The organism is Maricaulis sp. (assembly GCF_030149425.1).
Classification (GTDB): Bacteria; Pseudomonadota; Alphaproteobacteria; order Caulobacterales; family Maricaulaceae; genus Maricaulis.
Genome location: NZ_JASBRQ010000015.1, coordinates 1 through 2,304 on the forward strand (window position 1 = coordinate 1; position 2,304 = coordinate 2,304).

The window sequence follows — 2,304 nt, forward strand, 5'->3', positions numbered from 1 at the left end:
CCCAGCAGGAAGGCCCCAACCGAGCCGACAAACGGCCACGGGCTCGGATCTACCAGATGATAGTCGTGCTTAACAGCATCCCCAGCCATCGCGAATCTCCTGCGATCTAATCCAGCTATTCGATGCGGTGATAACCGCACCAGTAAAAAGGTTCAATGCTAAGGCGCGGCGTCGGCGGTCGCCGATGCAGTGCCCTGAGCTTCAAAGAAGGTGTAGGACAGGGTCAACGCCGTGACATCGTCCATGCGGCGCTCCTCGTCGATCAGCGGATCCACGAAGAACAGAACCGGCATTTCCATGCTCTCACCGGGTTGCAAAGTCTGCTCGGTGAAGCAGAAACACTCGATCTTGGAAAAATACGGACCGACCTTGAACGGAGCGACATTGTAATTGGCAATGCCGGTAATCGCGACGTCCGAGGTATTGGTGGCGCGGTAGTAAGCCAGGCCGCTTTCGCCGACCCGGACCGTCATCGAGCGCTGCACCGGCTCGAACTCCCAGCCGAAGCCGCGCGCCGTGCTCGCATCGAAATAGACCGTGACTTCGCGATCGAGGATCGCGCCGGCCTCGCCCATGGCGACCTGGGTGGTGCCGCCATAGCCGGTGACACGGCAGAACAGGTCATACAGCGGAACCGCGGCATAGGCCGCGCCGATCATGGTGATGGCACCGAGAGCGGCGGTTACGGCGACGCGGGCGTTTTTGTTTCGAGGCAAGCGGATCATGGGTCTCGCAAATCTAACTACAGGCTCAGCATAACTACCCGGACAGCCCCGCTATGCAAGGGGATCAGCCCGGTGCGTTTTGCCGCAGGCTACAGCGCACCGGCCGAGTTCTGGCCAATGCGTACCACGGTCACCGTGAAGACAATCGCCATGAAGCCCAGAAGGCTCCAGGCAATGGCGACATTGCGCTTCTTGCGCGCCGCTTCTTCCTCCGGTGTCAGTTTGTAATTCTCACCCGTCGGCAGGCCTTCGCGATGGTGGAAGCCGAAATTATCATCGGCCGCCATCGGGTGTTCTTTCGGGGTATCGGTCTCGTTGCTCATGCGCTTACTCCTGGAACCGAGATATAGGCTCCGAATGCATGTTCGGCGATGAGGGCAGCGAACAGCACTGCCAGATAGCCGATCGAATACGCAAACAGGTCACGGGCCGCCTTGTCGCCGGCACGGACCGCGTAGAGGTCGGCTTCTTCTGCCGAACCGGCCTCACCCGCCCGCGAACGGAAGATGCGCCAGGCCAGCAGCATGAAGAGGGCGCCGCCGCCGAGGGCGGTCACGCCATAGACCACGCCGCCCAGGCCGGTCAGCACCGGGGCACCGGCGAAAATCACCATGACGATGGAATAAAGAAGGATCTGCAAACGCGTCGACTTGGCTCCCTTGGCCACAGGCATCATCGGGACGCCCGCAGCGGCATAATCGCCGGACTTGTACAGCGCCAGGGCCCAGGAATGCGGCGGTGTCCACAGGAAGATGATCATGAACAGGATGACCGCATCCAGCGAGATCTCGCCGGTGGCGATGACCCAGCCGATCATCGGCGGGAAAGCGCCGGCCGCGCCGCCAATGACGATATTCTGCGGCGTCGTACGCTTCAGGATCACCGTGTAGATGACGGCGTAGAAGAAAATCGAAAAGGCCAGCAGGCCGGCCGCGAGATAGTTCGCCGCCAGGGCCATGACCAGAACCGACAGGATCGAGGCGACAATGCCCATGCCATAGGCATCCGACACCGAGACCGCACCACGCGGAACGGGCCGTTTCTGGGTCCGCTTCATGGTCGCGTCGATATCGGCGTCATAGGCCATGTTGAGCGCGCCGGCCGCCCCTGCCCCGACCGCCAGGGCCGCGATGGAGATGAAGGCGAGCAGCGGGTCGACATCGACCGGAGCGGCAATCAGACCGGCAAAGGCGGTGAAGACGACTAGCGTCATCACCCGCGGTTTGAGCAGGTCAAAATAGTCGCGGGGCGAGGCCGTAGAAACGGCCCCGCCCTCTGCGCGATGAACGCTGTCGTTCGTCGATTGGTTCATGAGCGACCTTATTTGATCTTCGGCAGCTCGTTGAACTGGTGGAAGGGCGGCGGGGAGGACAGGGTCCACTCCAGCGTGGTCGCACCTTCGCCCCACGGATTGGCCTCGGCCTTACGGCGGAAGACCATCGCTTCGACGAGCAGGACAAAGAACAGAACCATACCGACCAGCATGATCACATAGCCCCAGGAGGACACCATGTTCCAGAAGGCCTGGTTGTCAGCATAGTCGACATAGCGGCGCGGCATGCCATTCAGCCCGAGGAAG

Annotated in this window: 3 protein-coding genes and 2 pseudogenes; all 5 read right to left on the reverse strand. The window is 61.5% G+C overall.

Features of this window, described 5'->3' with window-relative positions:
• Positions 1-89, reverse strand: a pseudogene (locus Q1V57_RS15875) (cytochrome c oxidase subunit 3); the annotation flags it as partial.
• A gap of 69 nt (positions 90-158) precedes the next feature.
• Positions 159-725: a cytochrome c oxidase assembly protein gene (locus tag Q1V57_RS03145; RefSeq protein ID WP_300527517.1), complete on the reverse strand. Its 567-nt coding sequence runs from the start codon at positions 723-725 to the stop codon at positions 159-161.
• 89 nt (positions 726-814) lie between these two features.
• Complete coding sequence (locus Q1V57_RS03150; RefSeq protein ID WP_300527519.1) at positions 815-1,048, reverse strand: protoheme IX farnesyltransferase; 234 nt, start codon at positions 1,046-1,048, stop codon at positions 815-817.
• Positions 1,045-2,037, reverse strand: coding sequence for a heme o synthase (locus tag Q1V57_RS03155; protein WP_300527521.1), 993 nt, complete (start codon positions 2,035-2,037; stop codon positions 1,045-1,047). The genes Q1V57_RS03150 and Q1V57_RS03155 overlap by 4 nt, the downstream gene beginning before the upstream one ends.
• 8 nt (positions 2,038-2,045) lie before the next feature.
• A pseudogene (locus Q1V57_RS03160) lies at positions 2,046-2,304 on the reverse strand (cytochrome c oxidase subunit I); the annotation flags it as partial.

Coding starts and splice junctions, on each gene's coding strand:
- Q1V57_RS03145 (WP_300527517.1), bottom strand. CDS start 725: ATGATCCGCTTGCCTCGAAACAAAAACGCCCGCGTCGCCGTAACCGCC.
- Q1V57_RS03155 (WP_300527521.1), bottom strand. CDS start 2,037: ATGAACCAATCGACGAACGACAGCGTTCATCGCGCAGAGGGCGGGGCC.
- Q1V57_RS03150 (WP_300527519.1), bottom strand. CDS start 1,048: ATGAGCAACGAGACCGATACCCCGAAAGAACACCCGATGGCGGCCGAT.